The organism is Legionella antarctica (assembly GCF_011764505.1).
In the GTDB taxonomy this organism is placed as follows: Bacteria; Pseudomonadota; Gammaproteobacteria; order Legionellales; family Legionellaceae; genus Legionella; species Legionella antarctica.
In genome coordinates, this window is sequence record NZ_AP022839.1 from 2,819,648 (window position 1) to 2,839,143 (window position 19,496).

Genomic DNA, 19,496 nt, shown 5'->3' on the forward strand with positions numbered 1-19,496 from the left:
TTGAGCTACTTTTACGTTATTAATGCTATAAACTCGTTAAATATAATATCTATATCATGTGGACCGGGGCTAGCTTCAGGATGGCCCTGAAAACCAAATGCCGGTTTATTTTTGTGTCTAATTCCTTGCAAACTGTCATCAAATAAAGAACGGTGGGTCACCTCTAAACAGTTAGGCAAGCTTTCCTCATCAACGGCAAAACCATGATTTTGGCTGGTAATAAAAACACGCTTATTTCCCTGCGTCTCACCTACAGGGTGATTTGCACCATGATGACCAAATTTCATTTTTTTAGTGGTTGCTCCACAAGCCAGTGCTAAAATCTGAAAACCTAAGCAAATGCCAAAAACAGGAATATTATGCGCTAAAAATTCCTGAGTGGCCTTAATTGCATAGTCACAAGCTTGAGGATCTCCTGGACCATTAGATAAAAATATACCATTTGGATTCATAGCTAAGACCTCTGCAGCAGATGTTTTAGCTGGGACGATGGTTAGGTGACACCCTTTATCATGCAATATACGTAAAATATTGTGCTTCACCCCAAAGTCATAAGCAACTACATGGAATTGTTGCGGCTTGGAATGACTTCCCCACGTTCCTTGCCCCTCATGCCATCGCTCAATAGTTTGTCGGGACACCTCTAAAGCTAAATCTACACCCTGCAATCCTTTAAAAGACCGGGCTTTTTCAAGAGCCTTTTCAGGTTCAGCAGTATGAGTGGTAATACACGCTCCCAGAGCACCATGATCGCGCAACCTTAAGGTTAAATCACGAGTATCTACATCGGAAATGGCAACTACCCCATTTTTTTTAAGCCAATCAGGAAGAGATTGTTCTGCACGGTAATTACTGTGCAAAAGTGAGCAGTCTCGCATTACTAAACCCGCGGCCCAAACTTTGGACGATTCCATATCTTCGCTGTTGCAGCCAGTATTGCCAACATGAGGGGCGGTTAGAGTAATGATTTGTCGCGCATAGGAGGGATCAGTCAGGATTTCCTGATAGCCTGTCATTGAAGTATTAAAAACCAACTCACCAATACAATATCCATCGGCACCCACCGATAAGCCTTGATAGGTAGTACCATCAGCCAATACCAAAATCGCTGGTTTATTAATCATGAATAGACTCGATATTGTTCAATGTATGGCTATCCTTACCGCTCAGAGTACAAATATAAAAAATGTGCAATCCTTGAACATAATTATTAAAGTCATAATTGTATCGCACTTGGCTCAGAATTTCATGTCCTCAAAGAACTTTTTCACCCCTGCAAACCAGGTGCTGGAGCGTGGGGAGTGGTTTGCTTTGGCATTTTCCAGAGAAACTTGTAATTGCGTTAACAATTCTTTTTGTTCGCGAGATAAATTGACTGGAGTCTCCACAACCACTTTACACAGCAAATCTCCCTGAGCATATCCTCGAACTGATTTCATTCCCTTGCTTCTTAAACGGAATACTTTGCCTGTTTGGGTTTCAGCAGGAATCTTTAAGGTCACTCTGCCTTCAAGTGTAGGGACTTCGATTGCCCCGCCCATTGCTGCAGTTATAAAACTGATAGGAACCTCACAGTGCAAATCATTTTCATGACGTTCAAATATAGCATGTTTCTTAATGTTAATTTGAACATATAGATCACCGGAGCCGCCCCCATGAACGCCAGCCTCCCCTTCACTGTTTAATCTAACTCTATCTCCATTATCGACTCCAGCGGGAATTTTAACAGTTAGTTTTTTGCTTTCCCGAATCCGACCATGCCCTTGACAACTTGTGCATGGATCAGAAATCAGTTTTCCTTCACCATGACAGCTGGGACAAGTTTGTTGAATTGAGAAAAACCCCTGTTGAATTCTGACTTGCCCCATCCCATTACAGGTTTCGCAGGTCTTGGGTTGTGTCCCTTTTTTAGCACCAGACCCTTCACAGGTAGTGCAACTACCATGACGCGGAACGGTAATTTCAACTTCCTTACCTAAGGCTGCCTCTTCAAGGGTTAACTGAACATTAAATTGCAGATCTGCTCCACGCTGACCACGCGATTGCCGCCCTGCTCCACGACCACTGGAAAAAATATTTTCAAAAATATCTTCAAATACATCTCCAAAGCCCCCGAAGCCAGCACCAAATCCACCTTGTCCTCCCATAGAGGGGTCAACTCCGGCATGACCAAACTGATCGTATGCGGCTCGTTTTTGTTTATCAGATAAAATATTATAGGCTTTTTGAACTTCTTTAAATTTCTCTTCAGCAGAAGAATCGTCGGGATTACGATCGGGATGATACTTCATTGCCAGTTTGCGATAAGCTTTTTTAATTTCACCATCGTTAGCGTTTCGACTAACTTCTAAAAGTTCATAATAATCCCGCTGTTCCATAACTGCTCACAATTTTAAATAAATATCAAGGGGTTAACAGGTTAAGCCCTTGTCAAAATACAAACGGGGCGAAAGATTCCCGCCCCGCCCCAGTCTTACCTCACACTATTTTTTGTCTTCTTTAACCTCTTCAAACTCGGCATCAACAACACTTTCATCAGCTGGTTTTGCAGGTTCATCAGGTTGTGAATCGGCTGAATCGGCTTGTCCTTCGGTAGATTTTTTAGCGTAAACACGCTCAGCCATTTTAGCAGAGGCATCAGAAAGCACTTTTAGCTTTTCTTCAATATGCGCCTTATCACTACCTTGTATGGCTTCTTTTAATTCTGAAATTGCAGTTTCAATGCCTTTTTTCTCGTCTTCAGATAGTTCAGCCGCTAAATCTTTCATCGATTTGTCACAACTATGAATCAAGCCATCAGCTTGATTTCGAAGCTCTGCCATTTCCTTAAATTTCTTGTCTTCTTCGGCATGAGATTGAGCATCTTTTACCATTGCATCTACTTCATCATCACTTAAACCACTGGATGCCTTGATAACAATTGATTGAGCCTTACCTGTTGCCTTATCTTTAGCGGATACATTAAGAATACCGTTAGCATCGATATCAAACGTTACTTCAATCTGCGGTACGCCACGGGGAGCCGAAGGAATATCACTCAAATCAAATCGACCTAATGATTTATTTGCTGAAGCCTGTTCTCTTTCCCCCTGTAAAACATGGACAGTTACTGCGGTTTGATTATCATCTGCAGTTGAGAATACTTGATTGGCTTTAGTAGGAATAGTGGTATTTTTATCGATCAGTTTTGTCATAATACCACCCATGGTCTCAATACCCAGAGATAATGGTGTTACATCAAGTAAAAGAATGTCTTTCACTTCACCTGATAATACGGCGGCTTGAATCGCAGCACCCACCGCAACAGCTTCATCGGGGTTAACGTCTTTACGTGGCTCTTTACCAAAAAACTCTTCCACCGTTTTTTGCACTAAAGGCATACGTGTCTGACCACCAACCAAGATGACTTCATTAATTTGTGATACAGTCAGACCAGCATCCTTCAGTGCTATCTTGCAAGGCTCAACAGTGCGCTCTACCAGCTTCTCAACTAAGGACTCCAGTTTGGCACGAGTCAGTTTGATATTTAAGTGTTTAGGTCCAGAAGCATCTGCTGTAATGTAAGGGAGATTTACATCGGTTTGTTGGGCTGAAGACAATTCAATTTTGGCTTTCTCAGCAGCTTCTTTTAGCCGTTGTAATGCCATTGGATCGTTATGTAAATCAATACCTGAGTCTTTTTTGAATTCAGCAGCCAGGTACTCAATTAAGGCCAAGTCAAAATCCTCTCCACCAAGGAAGGTATCACCATTTGTAGCTAATACTTCGAATTGATGCTCTCCATCCACTTCAGCAATTTCAATGATGGATATATCAAAAGTACCACCACCAAGATCATAAACAGCAATAACAGAATCACCACGTTTTTTGTCCATGCCATAGGCAAGCGCTGCCGCGGTTGGTTCGTTAATAATTCTTTTTACTTCAAGTCCTGCGATACGACCAGCATCTTTAGTCGCTTGACGTTGCGAATCGTTGAAATAAGCAGGTACAGTAATCACAGCCTCTTTTACTTCCTCGCCTAAATAATCTTCCGCTGTTTTTTTCATTTTACGCAATACTTCTGCAGAAATTTGCGGTGGTGCTTTATCCTGATTTTTAACTCTAACCCAAGCATCGCCATTGTCTGTTTTAACAATTTTATATGGAACCATTTTAATGTCTTTCTGAACTACAGCATCATCAAAACGGCGACCAATCAGTCTCTTGATAGCGTACAATGTATTTTCAGGATTTGTTACTGATTGGCGCTTTGCAGAGGCACCTACTAATACTTCATCGTCATCAGTAAAGGCAACAATAGAAGGAGTTGTTCGAATACCTTCACTGTTTTCAATTACTTTAGGTTTATCACCTTCCATTACAGCAACACATGAGTTAGTAGTACCCAAGTCTATTCCTATAATCTTAGCCATTGTTTTTTGCTCCAAATTAGTAGTTTCTAGTACAATAATGTTCATATGGGGTTGTAAACGTAAAATTCAACCCATAATTAAAAAAAGCAGCATTTTTTCTTTTACCAACAAGTAATCAGTAAATTGTTATTTCTACTGGGCTGGTTTAATTTTTGACACAATCACTCGAGCGGGTCTAATTACCCTATCACTCAATTTATACCCTTTCTGGAATACCGTTAACACAGTATTCGGTGGCGTATCTGGTACTTCCTGAATAGACATGGCCTCATGTTGCTGCGGATCAAACAACTCTCCAACCGGATCGATACGCTCTACATCAAATTTTTGCAATACATCAGTGAAGAGTTTCATAGTAAGATCCAAGCCCTCATGCATTGCTGTATCGGCATTTTTCTGAGCTATCTGTAACGCTTGTTCAAGACTATCTGCAACGGGTAACAAAGCTGTGATTAATTTTTCGACGCCATATTTGTGGGCATTGGCAACCTCGCGCTCCATACGACGTCTTACATTATCCAATTCAGCCAGAGCTCGCACTGACTTTTCCCAGTTTTCATGGGCTTTTTGCTCAGCAAGAGTAAGCTGTTCTTCCAAAGCCGTGTAACTTGGATGATCTAAAGCAGCGTCTTCATGAGATAATTCCTCAATTAATTCTTCAGTTTCTTCAGATTCAGCACCTGGCACTTCGTCTGTTTTGTTTTCTTCTTTAAATTTATTCCAATCTTTTTTGTTATGTTTACTCATCAATAAGGACTCCTGACTAACTTGTATTTAGCAAGTGGGGTCGCTCCCATGAAATTTCAAGGCTTAATTTAGAATTAAAATTTGAAGTATTCGAATCACAGAAATCAAAATCTCTTGTTGCATTTTTTTGGAAGATCATCACTCGCAGCAAGATAGCTGATTAAACCCTGTTATCCTAAGCTGCATCTGAAGAAAAAGCGAAATGAACCATAGCTTGCAGTAAATGTTCATTTATTCCATACTTAGGTATTAAAAAAATCATGTGGGTCTATTATGCAAGAATGGTCGCCAGTTTCCTGGCAACAATATTCGTATTTGCAAGCTGCAACTTACGCTGATAAAGAACAACTCAATAAAGTTGTAGAGCAATTAAGCCTCCTGCCACCACTGGTTACCAGTGGTGAAGTTAAGAATTTAAAAAGAGAAATTGCTCGTGCTGGACGTGGTGAAGCTTTTATACTTCAAGGTGGAGATTGTGCTGAATCTTTTAACGACTGCCGTTCTGAAGTGATCAGTAACAAATTGAAAATCATCCTGCAAATGAGCTTGATTCTGTTGTACGGATTACGTAAACCTATTATTCGTATAGGACGAATTGCCGGACAATACGCCAAACCACGCTCCTCTGATTTTGAGACAATTGGCGGTATTACCTTACCCAGTTATAGAGGGGATATAGTTAACTCCCCTGAGTTTAATCAAACAGCCAGAGAACCAAACTCCAAATTATTGCTGCAAGCTTACAGTTGCTCTGCAATGACTCTAAATTTTATACGTGCTTTGTTAGATGGGGGATTTGCAGATTTACATAATCCCCAACGCTGGGATTTACGTTTTGTTGAACACTCCAAACAAAAAAAAGAATATCAAAATATTGTTGATTCCATCGAAGATGCTTTGGATTTTTTGACGGCTATTGATGGAATACGCTCCAGTAATTTGAGCAAGGTGGATTTCTACACCTCCCACGAGGCATTACATTTGCATTATGAACAAGCGTTAACTCGTCAGGTTAAAAATGGGCATTGGTATAACCTGTCAACTCATTTACCTTGGGTAGGGATGCGTACAGCTCAGGTTGACAGTGCTCATCTGGAGTTTTTACGTGGGGTTGAAAATCCCATAGGAATTAAGATTGGGCCAGGCGCCTCACCTGAATGGCTTGCCAACGTGCTCGCTATTGCCAATCCTAAACGCGAAGAGGGACGTATTCTATTGTTCACGCGATTAGGAGCCAAACATATAGACCAATTATTACCGCCCTTGATTGATGCAGTCAAGAAAACCAAAATTCCGGTTACCTGGTCTTGTGATCCCATGCATGGAAATACTGAAACAACGGCTGATGGAACAAAAACACGCCACTTTGATAATATCCTTACTGAATTAAAACAGGCATTGGAAATTCACCGCTCTATGGGGAGTTACCTGGGTGGCGTACACTTCGAACTAACAGGTGATAATGTCACTGAATGCATTGGTGGTGCACGCGGTTTAGATGCTAATGATCTAAAAACTGCTTACCACAGCCTGGTTGATCCCAGACTAAATTATGAGCAATCAATTGAGATGGCTCTTCAATTAAGTCGACAGTTCAGAAACACCTAAATGTTCTGAAATATAATCAGGGATTCGCTGGTCTAACCAATAGACAGGAACTCCTGGTGTATTTCCAGTGATAAACCCCACATGCCCCCCTTTTTTACTTAACTCTAGAATCACCGAATCAGCCAATTCATTCTCGAAAGGCAAAACCGCCTCCGTCATAAAGGGATCATCTAAGGCATGAATTATAAGTGTAGGGGTAGTGATATGTTTTAAATATTTTCTGGAACTACATTCCCTATAATAAGTGTGGACACTATTAAAGCCATACAAAGGTGCAGTAACCTGATCATCAAAAGTCCAAAAACAATTGCATTCTGCTGCTTTTTTTATAGCCTCCGGAGCATATTTAAAAAGATTCACCTTACGAGCAAAAACCTCTTTAAATTGATTCAATAAATGCGTTTGATAAAGACGTGAAAATCCAATATTCATTCGATTGGCGACTATATTCAGGACAAAAGGAACCGAGATGGCTACAGCAGCAGTCACTCGCGATTGAGCAGAACCTCGTTCTCCTAGCCATTTGAGTAAAACATTGCCTCCTAAAGAGACACCAACGACCACCTTTTTTGTCCCTGGCTCCCGTTGGTCCAGCGTTTGAATTAAATAATCAAGATCTGCAGTATCACCCGAATGATAAGCCCTGGGAAATCTGTTAAGCTCGTGGCCTGCTCCTCTAAAATGCATTAATACCGAGCGCCAACCTCGTTGATTAAATGCGCTCATAAACCGAGCGACATAACTGGAATTCACACAGCCACCTAGTCCATGTAACAAGATGATTAGTGGTGTGTTGGCAGGTAAGTTTGCGGTGCTCCATGCCAAATTCAAAAAATCACCATCTGGCAAATTCATTTTTTCTATTTTATCAACAGACGCTCGTACGGGATGTCTCATCGATGAGTATATCGTTTGAGCATGGGGATTAGTAAGCCACCAAGCTGGTTTAAATCTACTCTCGATTATCATAATTACCTCAAATGATATTGCGGGCTATACTCATTTATTGCATCTATCATAACAGCGACATGCTCCGGAGGAACGTCAGGAGTAATTCCATGCCCCAGATTAAATACATGACCTGATCCACTCCCAAAAGATGCCAGAACCTGTTTCACTTGCTTACGAATACAATGCCCAGTGCTTAAAAGTACGGTCGGATCGAGGTTTCCTTGTAAAGCAACTTTATCTCCCACTCTTTGACGAGCAGATTGCAGATCACACGTCCAGTCAACTCCTAAAGCATCACATCCAGTCGCTGCCATTTGCTCTAACCATTGTCCCCCACTTTTAGTAAACAAAATGACAGGTATCTCAGCATATTGGACTTTTATTTCTGCAATTATTTTCTGCATATAACCTAAGGAAAAACTCTGATAATTGGCCGGAGTTAAGATTCCTCCCCACGTATCAAAAATCATAATCGCATTAACCCCTGCTTTAATCTGTTCAATTAAATACTCACTGACTGATAAAGCCAGTTTACTCAATAACAAATGAGCAGCTTCAGGTTCCGTATAGATTAATTTTAAGACACGTTTAAAATCTCTGCTACTGCCTCCCTCCACCATATAACAAGCCAAGGTCCAGGGACTCCCAGAAAAACCAATTAGAGGCAGTTCTTGCGGCATTTCCTGACGTATTAATCGCGCAGCATTGATAACATACCCTAAAGATTCAGTAATGTCGGGAATAACAAGATCATTAATTGCCTTTACATCACGCACAGGCGTCCTAAAACATGGACCCTCTCCCTCAGCAAAATACAATCCAAGTCCCATTGCATCAGGAATAGTTAAAATATCAGAAAATAATATTGCTGCATCCAACGAGAAGCGGCGTAATGGCTGCAAGGTCACCTCACAAGCAAGCTCAGGATTCTTACAAAGACTTAGAAAATCACCCGCTTTTTCTCTGATTTTCCTGTATTCAGGAAGATAGCGACCCGCTTGACGCATGATCCATACAGGTGTTCGCTCCACCGGCTGACGTCTTAAAGCACGGAGAAACAATGATTGATTTAAGTCGTACATAATCGAGTCTCAACTACATTGAATTGAGCTTATGGTACCATGATAATCATCCTATTACAGTGGTGTGAATTTCTAAAAATAGTGGGGAATGTTCCTTCTGTTTGGTGAATATAGTAAAGTAGATGCTCGCACACATCTGGCCTGATGAGAAATTACAAAACGGTTGCAAGTTTTACCTTGAAGTCATTGAGTTATTTTAAAATTTCTTTACAACGACTGGATAATCATTAAGGATGTACTATGGATACTTTAAATATTAAAGCTCTCAGTGTAGCTACCAGAATTGGAGTGCATGCCTGGGAGCAACGTATTGATCAACAATTACTAATAGACATTACCATCTCAGCTGATTTCAGCGGCTGCGAGGATAGCTTGGTGAATACGATAGATTATGACGCGCTGTGCAAAACCGTAACTGAATTTGTGCAATCAACATCTTTTCAACTCATCGAGTCTGTAGCAAATCATGTTGCACTTTTGATTAAACAAGAGTTTGAAGTAGATCAGGTTACTGTGAAAGTAAGTAAGCCGCACGCAATTAAAAATGCGGGCACTATTCAAGTTATGGTTAATCGGTAGCCTCACCCAGCACTGGTTACCATGCCTCTCAGTCGCTCATTCCTCGCCAGGGTTTCCTGGGCTTTCTGTGCCAGCGCACGATTAGAATAAGGCCCCACCACCACCCGAAACCAAATACCTCGCGCCTGAACAGGAACAACTTTTACATTAAATCCCTTTAGAATCAACATGCCTTTCATATGTTCAGCATCCTGACGAACCTTGAATGATGCTACTTGCACCAAAAAAATTCCCTTGGATTCTTGAGGTTGTGGTATAGGCTCTGCTTCAGCGACTTTAGCCAGCCCTTTCTGTTGCAGATTGACCGGCTGTTTAATTACAGGATGAACAGCAGCAGTGGTAACTGCAGCACTGGAAGTAATCTGAGCTGCAGACGCAGATGGGCGATCTCGACGATTATTTGCATTCGATTGAGCCGCTACTCCAGTAGTTTTTTCATTGGCGAGCAGAGTATAAAATTCAAATTTCGGCTTGGGTGGTAATTGTGCTTGTTGTTTTTCCGCTTTAATTGGTTTTTGTTTCACTTGCTTATGGGCTAGCACCTGAGTATTCATCCAACTACTTATGGATCCCACATCAAAAACAGAAGCCGTTAAATATCCTAATAAAAAAGTTACAATAATTACGAGAACCTGATGCGACGCGCTACTGCGTTGTGGAGTAGAGCGTTTATTGCCATATTGTCTTGCCATTACATACTCTCAGGAGCTGATACACCTAATAAATTCAAACCATTATTCAATACTTGCCGAACAGCTTGTAACAAGCATAAACGTGCACTTCGAATTTGCTCTTGTTCACATAAAAGCTGAACCGCATTATAGTAGCTGTGTAACCCATTAGCTAGCTCTCTTAGATAGTATGCTAACTGGTGAGGCTCACAAACAGAGGCTGAAGCTTCTACGATTTCGGGATAACGGCAAATTAAGGTAATTAAAGCGGTTTCATGTTGTTGGTCTAATAAATCAATGTGCTTAAGACCCATATCTTTATCCCAAAGCAAACCTCTTTCCTTCAATTGCCTTAAAACACTACATATACGGGCATGGGCATATTGGATGTAATACACCGGGTTATCACTTGACTCAGATTTGGCTAAATCCAAATCAAAATCCATATGCTGTTCTGGCTTACGTGCCACATAAAAAAATCGTGCGGCATCATTACCTACTTCATGACGTAACTCTCTTAAGGTCACAAAAGAACCACTGCGAGTAGACATTTGTACTCGCTCAGCGCCTCTATAAAGAATGGCAAACTGGACCAGTAATACATCTAAAGCTTTTTCATCATGCCCCAAAGCGGTGACTGCAGAACGGACACGGGTTACATAACCGTGGTGATCAGCACCAAATATGTCAATTACCCGATGATAGCCTCGTTCATACTTATTCCAATGGTAGGCAACATCCGAGGCAAAATAAGTAGTTTGACCATTGGCTCGGACCAGAACTCTATCCTTTTCATCACCAAAATCAGTTGCCCTAAACCAAAGAGCGCCCTCCTGCTCAAAGGTATGTCCTCCGTCTTTGAGTGCCTGGATTCCTTTTTGAATAGAACCGTCTTCGAATAACGATTGTTCAGAAAACCAACTGTCAAAATTCACGCCAAAGCCAAGCAGATCTTCTTTAATATCATCCAAAACCGTATTTAAAGCATGCTGATGAAATACAGCAAAACCTGATTTACCCAGCACAATAATGGAGCGGTCTATCATTGCATCAATATAGTCCTCTTTGTCACCACCTTGCGGTTCATCATCAGGTAATCCTGAAGTAATCGAATCCCAGGGATGAACATACTCAGTGCCGTACTGAGACTTCAGCTCTTGAGCTATTTCAAAAACATATTGGCCTTTATAAGCATTTGCTGGAAAAACAACAGAAACACCAGCTAACTCCAAATAGCGTAACCAGACACTGACAGCAAGAATATTCATTTGCCGCCCTGCATCATTGACATAATATTCCAAGGTCACATCGTAACCAGCCGCTCTTAAAACATTACTCAAGGTAGCACCAAAAGCAGCACTTCTACCATGGCCTACATGAAGAGGTCCTGTTGGATTTGCTGAAACAAATTCGATTATAACTTTCTGATTTTGACCTAAAGTAGAACGACCAAAATCCTTACCTTTGTTAAGAATCTCAGCGACAATTAATGATCGAGCACTACTGTGCATAAAAAAATTAATGAATCCGGCACCCGCTATCTCTATTTTTTCCACTGCCGCATCTGCAGGCAATGCCTGTACTAACCTTTCAGCTAATTTTCGTGGCGATTGTCGGCATGGTTTGGCTAAGATCAACGCAAGGTTACTTGCATAATCACCATGAACAGGATCTCTTGCATTCTCGACTTTAATATCAACATCTAAATCGCCAGGGATTTCGCCTGATTTTGTTAAGGAGTCTAAAGCCTGTTTTAAAAGATGTTCTATTGTATGTTTCATACTACTCATATATCCGTCAAAATAACGCTATTATGCGCTTTTTCGTGCCTTATGAAAAGGTACCGTTTTAAACCTCATCTGGAGCGGAGGAAAGTCTGTATACCTATTTCGGGGAATATATCAGTTCAGGCTGACGGGGAGTATGGGCAAAATAACAGTTTTTCCTCGAATATTAACTATGAGGCAAATTAAATGCGATAGGAGCATCCCGTAGCGAAGAATTTAAATGCATAATTCCAAGCTCGCCTGAAGATCTTCGCCCCACGATTAAATTAACATTTAGTAATTGAGTCACATCGCCTTTATCGTTTTGATAAATAACATGCAAGGGCAAGCTGATTTTCCATTGATTATTTTTAGATTCAATCAATTGAGCTCGTCCATCCATTTGGCTGATTGCAGTTAGTTTCTGCGTTTTAATAGCCTCTATATTCCCTGTTTTTTGCATTGCGTTCTTAAATTCTTTCCATCCTTTTTCGGTATAGCAGGATTCTAATTGATGCAATTGAGTATCCAAAGATAAAAAGTTAAAGTCAAAAGATTGAATCGCAGCCTGCACAGCCCAACTTAAAACAAAAGCTTCATCAATATTTTTAGTTTCAGGAGAAATTTTATAGTTACAATTGATGGTCTCTAATTTTTGTACTGGTTCTAAACCAATGTTACTGGCTGATGAAGTACTTTGCGACACTTGGGTTGGTTGGTCTGCAGTATCAGATTGAGTTAACTGTAGTGTATTTTTTGCTTCTATTTTTTGAGCTGAACCTGAACGTGGCTCCTTCTGATTGGAAGCTTTATCTATCTTGAAAGAATGTGACTGTGTCAGTTGAGAAGAAGTTCCATTCGGTGTGGCATTTATTTGCGTAATCGCAAGTTCACCGGAGCTTGTTCTAGCTACAGTTAGATTTACATTTAGTAACTGAGTCACTTTGTTCCTGTCGTTTTGGTAAACCACTTGCATGGGCAAGCTCATTTTCCATTGATTGTTTTGAGTTTCAACCAGTTGAGGGTGCCTATCCTTTTGACTGTTTACTGTAAGTTGTGACGTTTTAATGGCTTCAAGATAATTTAATTTCTTCACGGCTGTGTGAAATTCATCGAGTCCTCTTTCACCATACTCCTGCACGTTCTGTAATCTAGCCAGAAAAATGGACTTAAAATTAAGCATTTGATCAGAAGCCAGTTTTAGGCCATTGATAATGTTTGAATCCGTTTTTTCTGGCAGCGTAACGATAAGGTTCATTTTATTTTGTGCCGTTAATATTTGATGTGACCTCATTCCATATTGTGACGCTGGGGAAGGTCGTAGTTGAGCAAGGTGTGAAACATGCCTTGTCGGAGTTTTCTTTTGTCCTTTTAGAGTCCAATCTGCCTGGCTATAAATTATATCTGCCCGGGGAAATGAGTTTCTTGGTTTTTTTGGGAATAGGGAGACCAAAAAGGACGTGGCAATCTGTTGCGTCCAATTGTATTCTTTATTGGCTGCAGCAAAATAAATACTTTGAAGTGCATCTCTTAGTGTCGATGCTTTGTGAGCCAAAGGAGCAGTTCGTGGGGTAGCGATCATTTGAGTAATTCCTAAAGCAAAAGCATTTTTCCATCCTATGGTTAAGTAAATATTTAAAAAATGAGTCTCCTCCTCTATATCATTGTGGTAGACAACTTTTAAGGGCAAAGTGATTTTCCATTGATTGTCATTCACATTGATCAGTTGAGCTTGACCATCTAACCGGCTACTAACAATTAGATTTTGAGTTTTTATTGCGTCAATATTACCTGATTTTTTTAGTGCATCGGTAAATCCAACCCATCCTTTTTTAGTATAGCAAGCTTGCAACTTCTGCAATTGGGTATCCAGCGATGCAAGATTAAAATCAAAAGATTGAGTTACTGCGTGTTCTGCCCAACTTAGAATAAAGTCGCGATCAATACTTAGGGTTTCTGCAGAAATTCTGGAGTCGCAATCAATAATTGCTTCTTTTTGTAGTTCAACAGACGGATCTTGAATAGTTTGAACGCTTGATAAGTTTGGGGATGAGTGCTTTAAGTTTGAGTGTTGCTCTTGCTTTGTATCACTGGTTTTCTGTTTTTGCATTGATACGGGTCGAGGTGGCATTTTGCTCGAAACGGACGAATTAGCTTTTTTGGCTATTGTTTTAGAAAAAGTATCTGGAGCGTGTAACGCGATTAATGGTGTACTTGTTAAGTTAAATAGCGCCCCAATAAGTATGATTTTTTTCATCAAACAAACTTCCTTATATGTTATTTGATAATTCTGTGATAATAAGAGCTACTCGTCCAGTAGTTTATCGCCAAAGAAAATTTCTCCTTTCAACCAAAGAGCGGTTTTGCTTTTCTCAAAGTGAATTGTGTCCTAACAACAAAATCGCCAAACTACACTTAAGCTTTGTCCATCATCACATGTTCCTCAATAGTTTCATAAGATTTAAAAATATAGCCATCTTGTGATAATAAAATAGCTATGGGTCTTGTGCCATCAAAATGGGCAAAGATAATCATCATCATTACGGTAATGGGTACTGATAAAAACATTCCCAGTACACCCCAAATTGACCCCCATAAACCTAAAGCAACCAAAATAACTAATGGACTAAGATTTAATGACTTACCTAATAAACGCGGCTCTAAGAAATTACCCACCACAAACTGTACAGCAACAATTCCTGAGGTCATTACAAAGAAAGGCACCCAACTTTGAAATTGAATCAAAGCTAAAGCAGCAGGAAAAGCCGTAGCTACTATTGCACCTATATTAGGAATATAATTTAAAAAGAAAATTAATAAAGCCCAAAATGCAGCAAAATCCAACCCTACCCAATTTATAATGAACCAACTTGATATTGAAGTAAGCAAACTCAACATGGTTTTAATCCCCAAGTAAGTCTGAGTATCCCTTGTTATATGGGAAATAATGTTATTAACCAGTTTTTGATGTTCTTTTTTATGAAATAAAGCATCCATTTTTTGGATGAAGTAATGCTGTTCAACAAATAAGAAAACAACATATAAAGCAATTAAAACAGCAGAGCTGGTTATGGTTGTAAAAACACCATAAATATTAAGCAGCATATTCTGAATACTTAAGCTTTTAACTATATAATTGAAATCTATAAATCCTTTAATATGAAACCGTTGATCCAGATTATTAAAAATGGTGAGCAGATTCTCTTGATATCGTGGAGAAGCAGCAATCACTTCATTAACGTTGTTCCCAATAATATTAATCAGCATATCCATCGATACCGCAACAACTGCTAACGACAAAATCATGCTAAGCCATGTGGGTAAACGTGGTCCGATCAAGGGTATTTTTTGTACACCACTGTTAATTGTATTCAATAAATGCCAAAGGAAAATAGCTATTACAATAGGGATTAATATACCGCGCCCAGCAATTAACAAAGAGCCTATTATCCAGACCAAAACCAAGCCCGCCGCAAATGAAATAATGCGATTCATCCAGTTTCACTCCCAAACTTGAAGAATAGAAAAAAAATAAAATATCGCTTATTCTTTCATAGTCCTTGATTAATTCGTAGCAAATAAATATTTTCCTGTTATTATTAAATTTTTCTACTACTAATAATACTGTGCTGTCCAACTCTTGTGAATCCCTAGCCGGTGTCGGCCCAACGCTTGCGGCTAAACTGATAAAATGCGGCATTCTGACAGTGCAAGACTTGCTCTTTCACTTACCTTATAGATATCAAGATAGAACGAGAATAACACCAATTCAGGATTTGCGCTCCCACGACTGGTGCGTTATTGCCGGAAATGTCTGTAAAACGGAAATTAAATACGGCAAAAAAATGATGTTAAATTGCTATGTGGAGGATAAAACAGGAATTGTGAAGCTTCGCTTTTTTCATTTTAACAAACAGCAAGTTAATGCCCTGAATAACAGCTTTATGATTCATGCTTTCGGGGAAGTACGCGAGTTTAATAACTACTTGGAAATGATTCATCCTGAATACCAATTGCTTGATCAGGGAAGTGAATGTTCGGTAGATGAAACCCTGACTCCTATTTATCCAACTACTCAGGGTTTAACGCAAACACGTTTAAGACAATTGGTTAAAATTGCTCTTAAACGTTGTGAAGCAGAACTCCATCAATTAGAGTGGATGAGTGAACAGCAATTAGAAGATAATAAGTTCTCTAACTTAAGCGATGCGATTAAATTATTGCATAACCCACCACCAGATACTTCATTACATAGTATGGAAATGGGTGACCACCCAGCTCTCAAACGTTTAGCATTTGATGAATTGCTGGCTCAAAGGTTAAGCATGCAATTTGCCAGGCAATCGCGAAGCGAACGCCATGCTCCTGCAATACCAGCTGAAAACAATATAAGCACGCGTTTTCTGTCCTCTCTTCCGTTCCAACTGACCAATGCACAGCAAAGAGTAGCAACTGAAATCAGTTCTGATTTAATGCAAACTAAACCTATGTTGCGTCTGGTACAGGGGGATGTTGGCGCTGGAAAAACAATTATAGCAGCCCTTGCCGCGATACAGGTTATCGCAAATGGTTATCAGGTAGCATTCATGGCTCCAACCGATTTATTGAGTGAACAACATTTTAATAATCTACTACACTGGCTTGATCCCTTAGGAATAAAAGTTCTGCGGCTTACAGGTAAAATGAAAATCGCTGAGCGCAGAACAGCTCTCGTCGCTCTGATGGATAATAGTTGTCAGCTTATTATTGGAACTCATGCCATATTTCAAGATGAAGTAGAGTTTGCTCGTTTAGGCTTAGTAATTATTGATGAGCAACACCGTTTCGGTGTTGAACAAAGATTGCTTTTGCAACAAAAGGGACAGAGAGATCAATTAACCCCTCACCAACTGCTGATGACCGCTACTCCTATACCCAGAACTTTGTCCATGACTCATTTTGCCCATTTAGATATATCGGTGATTGACGAACTCCCGCCTGGTCGCTCCCCCGTTACCACTGCTGTATTAAACCAGGATAGGCGAGAATCAATTATAGAGCGATTACATGCAGCTATTGCCAATGGCAGACAAGCCTATTGGGTATGTACTTTGATAGAGGAATCTGAAAAACTACAATGCATGGCTGCTACCAATACAGCCCAAGTCTTGCAAGAACAACTTAATTTAGCCCGTGTTGGACTCGTGCATGGCCGAATGAAGGCTGTTGAAAAAGAAGCAACTATGGCTGCTTTTAAATCAGGAGAAATAGACTTGTTAGTGGCTACAACTGTGATTGAAGTAGGTGTTGATGTGCCTAATGCCAGTTTAATGATTATAGAAAATGCCGAACGGTTAGGTTTATCGCAGCTGCATCAATTACGTGGCCGAGTAGGCAGAGGAACAACCCAATCTCATTGTATTTTACTCTATCAATCACCCTTATCTCATCAAGGTACTGAGAGGCTAAAAGTAATGCGTTCCACTAATGATGGATTTGTTATCTCTGAAAAAGATTTAGAATTAAGAGGAGCAGGAGAACTGTTAGGAACAAGACAAACGGGATACAGACAATTCAAACTGGCAAATCTACAACGAGATAAAGCAGTTTTAACCCTTTTACCGCCTTTTGCGAGACAATTAGTCCAGGAAACGCCTGAAATTGCACGTATCATCACCCAACGTTGGTTAGGAAATTTTGAACAATTTCTACATGGCTAAAAAATATTTTATTAAATATATAACGTCAAGACTGTTTTTTATTTATTTCTTTGATATTATGGCAGACCTAGTTGCTGAATTTAATCACATCTGCTTTCTGTGGATAACTGCTTTAACACCTTTTTTGATTTAACCCCCCTGGCCTTCTTAACATCATACATTTCCTTAATAATAAAGGGTTATATCAATTAAATCAGTAAAGCTTTATAATCAATTTGGTGAGTCGACCGAGGGAACTTCCCCCTCAGCCGCTCGCAGAACCGGACATGATACTCTCGCATCATCCGGCTCCCATTAAGTCAACGCACCGAACATACCTTCGCGCCAATGAATGAACAGCGTAGGCATTTCTTTATGGATTCGTTCCATTAGTTTGCCTGCTTTGGTTCTGCTGTTCCCCAATGATTTATACTTCTTCTTTGCCCAGGCCAACAACATATTGTTGACGCACCGCCAAACTCGATACATAGCGGATCGTGAGTATTTTCCATAATACGCAAGCCATCCCCTTAGCATCGGGTTGATGAAGTCAGCCAGTTCTTGAAGACTCAAGGAAGTGTTATTTCTCCAGCTGCCCCTCCGCAGTTTCAATGTCATTGCCTTCACGGCCTTTAATGATACCACCGGAGTGAAGCCAATGAAGAAACTGTTTCTTGACTTGACTTTGACTCGTCTTGCTTTGAACGTATAGCCTAGAAAGTCGAATGATTTATTTCCATATCGTCCTTTCCGTGCTCCGTCTTTGCAATAGATAATCTTTGTCTTGTCAGGGTGAATTTCAAGACCACGAGACTTAAATCGATCATCAATCTCTTTTAGCATTTCCTCTGCTTCTCGCTGTGTCCGGCAATGGGCAAGCCCATCGTCGGCATACCGACACCATGGAGACTCCGGGTGATGTTTTGTCATCCAGTGATCAAATGCATAGTGCAGAAACAGATTACTTAATAGAGGACTGATCACGCCGCCCTGCGGCGTGCCGGCCGTTCTCGGCAGGCATATTCCTTGTGGATCATGAATTGGTGCAGTTAACCATCTTTCCACATACAGCACTATCCATTTGTCGCTGATGTGATGCTTCACTGCTTTCATGAGAAGTTCATGGGATAAATTGTCAAACAGACCTTTTATGTCAAATTCAACGACCCAGTCATAATCCCAGCACCGTTTCCTTGTAACGCCTATCGCATCTAAGGCGGATTTATTAGGCCTATATCCATAGGAGTCGTTCAAAAAGTGCGGTTCAAGAAGCGGCTCCATCATTAATTTCACCGTCATTTGCGCAATTCTGTCCGTCACTGTAGGTATACCTAATTTTCTCACACCGCCTTGTTTCTTAGGAATAGCTACTTCTTTCACCGCTGGTGGAAAGTAGCTTCCTGAACTCATGCGATTCCATAGCTTATACAAGTTGCCCTTGAGGTCTTGGCTAAACTCATCAATGGATTGATTATCAATACCAGCAGAGCCAGCATTGGCTCGCACCAATTTATAAGCTTGCCAGACAAGTTGTTTTGGTATGTTAAATGGTTTTGTTGTCACTAATATGTCATCCTGCTTCCAGTTGTACATTAATGCTAACGACTTAACGCAACCCCTTCGCTCCATCACCATTACAGTGACTTCAACACTAATACGAGTTGCTCCGCCCCAATGTATTGCATCAGTACTATCAGCCTCATTGTTTCTGCAATTTGACCTTTCCCTTGGCATCAATACATTGGTTCCCGCAGTTCCATAGAAAAGCCCGAAAACAGACTCACGCCACCTACACGCCGGACACCATTTATGCAGCACCCAAGTTCGCTCATAAACTCTTCCCGGAAGTACGACCTTGCCCCCGGTTTCGATGTCAATATCACGCGCTATCGACGCGTCATCAGTGGTTCATTTACATTCGTCTTTCTGTTCCACACCTGCCAGATCTATTCTGACTTTTCTTCATCGCTCATGACCTATGCTCTTAACATACGCCACA

At 40.5% G+C, this 19,496-nt stretch carries 14 protein-coding genes; 3 read left to right on the forward strand and 11 right to left on the reverse strand.

Annotation, left to right across the window (positions count from 1 at the left end):
- Nucleotides 1-11: 11 nt before the first annotated feature.
- The 4 genes from carA to grpE all read right to left on the reverse strand — a co-directional run bounded on the left by carA (nt 12) and on the right by grpE (nt 5,162).
- The gene (carA, locus tag HRS36_RS13325) at nt 12-1,124 is read right to left on the reverse strand and encodes a glutamine-hydrolyzing carbamoyl-phosphate synthase small subunit (RefSeq protein ID WP_173237690.1); all 1,113 of its coding nucleotides are present in this window, start codon (nt 1,122-1,124) and stop codon (nt 12-14) included.
- 114 nt (nt 1,125-1,238) lie between these two features.
- Nucleotides 1,239-2,378 (reverse strand): molecular chaperone DnaJ, encoded by a 1,140-nt coding sequence (gene dnaJ / locus HRS36_RS13330; RefSeq protein ID WP_173237691.1) that lies wholly within the window; start codon nt 2,376-2,378, stop codon nt 1,239-1,241.
- A gap of 105 nt (nt 2,379-2,483) precedes the next feature.
- Nucleotides 2,484-4,415, reverse strand: a complete 1,932-nt coding sequence (dnaK, locus tag HRS36_RS13335; protein ID WP_173237692.1) for a molecular chaperone DnaK — start codon at nt 4,413-4,415, stop codon at nt 2,484-2,486.
- Between the two features lie 132 nt (nt 4,416-4,547).
- A complete protein-coding gene (grpE, locus tag HRS36_RS13340) occupies nt 4,548-5,162 on the reverse strand; it encodes a nucleotide exchange factor GrpE (protein ID WP_173237693.1) in 615 nt (204 codons plus the stop codon).
- 273 nt (nt 5,163-5,435) lie between these two features.
- Between grpE and HRS36_RS13345 the strand changes: the two genes are divergently transcribed.
- Complete coding sequence (locus tag HRS36_RS13345) at nt 5,436-6,770, forward strand: 3-deoxy-7-phosphoheptulonate synthase class II (RefSeq protein WP_173237694.1); 1,335 nt, start codon at nt 5,436-5,438, stop codon at nt 6,768-6,770.
- Here the strand turns inward: HRS36_RS13345 and HRS36_RS13350 are convergent.
- Together HRS36_RS13350 and hemE are read right to left on the reverse strand one after the other, a co-directional pair.
- Nucleotides 6,744-7,739 (reverse strand): hydrolase, encoded by a 996-nt coding sequence (locus HRS36_RS13350; protein WP_173237695.1) that lies wholly within the window; start codon nt 7,737-7,739, stop codon nt 6,744-6,746. The genes HRS36_RS13345 and HRS36_RS13350 overlap by 27 nt on opposite strands.
- Nucleotides 7,740-7,741: 2 nt before the next feature.
- Nucleotides 7,742-8,803: a uroporphyrinogen decarboxylase gene (hemE, locus tag HRS36_RS13355; RefSeq protein ID WP_173237696.1), complete on the reverse strand. Its 1,062-nt coding sequence runs from the start codon at nt 8,801-8,803 to the stop codon at nt 7,742-7,744.
- Between the two features lie 240 nt (nt 8,804-9,043).
- Between hemE and folB the strand changes: the two genes are divergently transcribed.
- A complete protein-coding gene (gene folB / locus HRS36_RS13360; protein WP_173237697.1) occupies nt 9,044-9,382 on the forward strand; it encodes a dihydroneopterin aldolase in 339 nt (112 codons plus the stop codon).
- Between the two features lie 2 nt (nt 9,383-9,384).
- Here the strand turns inward: folB and HRS36_RS13365 are convergent, their stop codons facing one another.
- From HRS36_RS13365 to HRS36_RS13380, 4 genes are all read right to left on the reverse strand, one after another.
- Nucleotides 9,385-10,074: an SPOR domain-containing protein gene (locus HRS36_RS13365; RefSeq protein ID WP_173237698.1), complete on the reverse strand. Its 690-nt coding sequence runs from the start codon at nt 10,072-10,074 to the stop codon at nt 9,385-9,387.
- A complete protein-coding gene (argS, locus tag HRS36_RS13370) occupies nt 10,074-11,834 on the reverse strand; it encodes an arginine--tRNA ligase (RefSeq protein ID WP_173237699.1) in 1,761 nt (586 codons plus the stop codon). The genes HRS36_RS13365 and argS overlap by 1 nt, the downstream gene beginning before the upstream one ends.
- Nucleotides 11,835-12,006: 172 nt before the next feature.
- The gene (locus HRS36_RS13375) at nt 12,007-14,076 is read right to left on the reverse strand and encodes a DotI/IcmL family type IV secretion protein (protein ID WP_173237700.1); all 2,070 of its coding nucleotides are present in this window, start codon (nt 14,074-14,076) and stop codon (nt 12,007-12,009) included.
- A 158-nt stretch (nt 14,077-14,234) separates the two neighbouring features.
- Nucleotides 14,235-15,314 carry an AI-2E family transporter gene (locus HRS36_RS13380; protein ID WP_173237701.1) on the reverse strand — a complete coding sequence of 360 codons (1,080 nt, stop codon included), beginning with the start codon at nt 15,312-15,314 and terminating at the stop codon, nt 14,235-14,237.
- 131 nt (nt 15,315-15,445) lie between these two features.
- On the opposite strand from HRS36_RS13380, the gene recG reads away from it, so the two are divergent.
- On the forward strand, nt 15,446-17,518 hold the full coding sequence (gene recG / locus HRS36_RS13385; protein ID WP_173237702.1) for an ATP-dependent DNA helicase RecG: 2,073 nt from the start codon (nt 15,446-15,448) through the stop codon (nt 17,516-17,518).
- 294 nt (nt 17,519-17,812) lie between these two features.
- On the opposite strand, the gene ltrA is transcribed toward recG, so the two are convergent.
- Nucleotides 17,813-19,231, reverse strand: coding sequence for a group II intron reverse transcriptase/maturase (gene ltrA, locus HRS36_RS13390; RefSeq protein WP_226905451.1), 1,419 nt, complete (start codon nt 19,229-19,231; stop codon nt 17,813-17,815).
- Nucleotides 19,232-19,496: the final 265 nt, after the last annotated feature.